The organism is Vibrio sp. TMPB1044 (assembly GCF_030442075.1).
GTDB classification, from domain to species: Bacteria; Pseudomonadota; Gammaproteobacteria; order Enterobacterales; family Vibrionaceae; genus Vibrio; species Vibrio satsumensis.
Window position 1 is genome coordinate 1 of record NZ_JAUJED010000043.1, and the last position, 1,744, is coordinate 1,744.

1 protein-coding gene is annotated in these 1,744 nt (G+C 45.0%); it reads right to left on the bottom strand.

Annotation, left to right across the window (positions count from 1 at the left end):
• Window positions 1-88: 88 nt before the first annotated feature.
• Entirely contained in the window at window positions 89-1,606 is a 1,518-nt protein-coding gene (locus QQ041_RS21040; RefSeq protein ID WP_285954970.1) for an ISNCY family transposase, read from the bottom strand.
• Between the last annotated feature and the right edge of the window lie 138 nt (window positions 1,607-1,744).

Here is a 1,744-nt window from a genome sequence, read left to right on the forward strand (position 1 = left end):
TGTGATTACCGAGGGACGTTGACGGTCTAATTACCGAAGGACTCTGTCATAGTCTTATTAATAGTAGTCAACTATGACAGGTCTACTCCTATTCGATAATTGATGCCTCGGCACGAGCTTCCCGTAACTCTCTTGTATTCAGCTTTTCTTCAAGCCAGATGTTCCTTACTGTTGAGTGGCTAATCGAGATGTTAAAACGCTTTCTCATCTCACCACTGATCCTGATCGATGTTAGATGAGGCAATTTGAGCGTTAATGAGATGACGACATTTCGAGTCTTCTCATCGATACGGTTACTGTGCCTTGGTTGGCCATACATACGTTTCAAAGCTAATGGACCGTGTGCTTCGAGCAGCTGACTGTTGTTGTGAATGCTTTTGACAGAGCAACCGCTCTGTCGAGCAGCTTCTCTCACATTTCCTAACTCCTTGGCAAGTTCAATAGCATCGAGCTTTTTCTGAACTTCTTCCCCGTATTCTTTCCTAGAGCTAGGCTCAACGAGCTCTTTAATGGATAGCTCTCGGTCAGCAAAGTAAGCGGTGAAGTTACCATCAAGTTGCTTACGTAGCTCAACTTGTTGACTCACGATAGAGTGCCTTAACGGAGAGGTAATTTGGTACATTGCATTGCCATAACTGAAGGTATGGTCTCGACGGATTTTTCGATATTCTTTTTGGATACATATCGCATCGAGGTTTAGGTGCTTCGGAACAGGCCTATGTTCCGAGCGCATCTGCTTAGCGTTGACGGTGAGGGTTGTTGCCCAATACTCAGGGATGAAAGTGTTTTGTAGGTAGTCATTTGCGCTATTCATATCTGTGACCCCCGCCAGTCTTAACTCAGGGACGAGACGATCTTGGAACGTATCGAAGGCTCGTTCGATACGACCTTTGCCTTGAGGTGAGTTAGCAAAAATAATTTCTATACCAAGCTCTTCGCAGGCTCGTTGCATCTGGGAGAAATGGCAGCGTTTTGGTCCACCAAAAATACCAGCTCTATCGACATAAAGCGTTTTAAAAAGCCCTTTCTTCTCGATATAAGCCTTCATGACTTTGAGACACCCTTCGGTAGTTTCTGAAGGAAAGAACTCCGCATGAACGTCACTGGTTGCGTCATCAATCATAGCGATAAGGCAGGACTTTTTGTCCCCGAACCAAAGGTGTGGGCTGCCGTCCATTTGCAGCATTAAGCCTTCTGCTTCCATGCGCTCTCGTCGTCTTCTCACCTTCGAGCGCCGATGTTTAGCTCGTTTTACATGATGGATTTCGTGCGCCCAGGTACGAAGTGTCTCTCGCTTTACTTTGATGCCTTCAAACACTTCTAGCATGTCTGCCAAATGAAGCATGTTAAAGTCGTAATACTTGGTTTTTATCAGAGCTTGAACTTGCTTCTTTAAGGTCACGGGGATTTTATTAGCGGGTGCTCTTCCAGTGTTGCCATGAACAACGAAACGAATACCATCAGTACGGTATCGCCTGAGGTAACGTTCAATGGTTCGGTGGGATTTATTGAGCAGTTTCGAGGCGTTGAGAATAGAGATTTTGTTAAGTGCCACTTTAGCAATGACATCCACGGTAAGCTGGGATTTAGCGTCCATAACGATCATCCTATACACCCTTTGACTAATTCACAGTGATAGTCAAAGGATTACGTAAAAAGTAGGACCGTCAATTTCCCTCGGTAATTAAGCTAACGACAAAGTCGCTTGGTAGTTAAGGTACGACAGAATCGCTTGGTGATCACA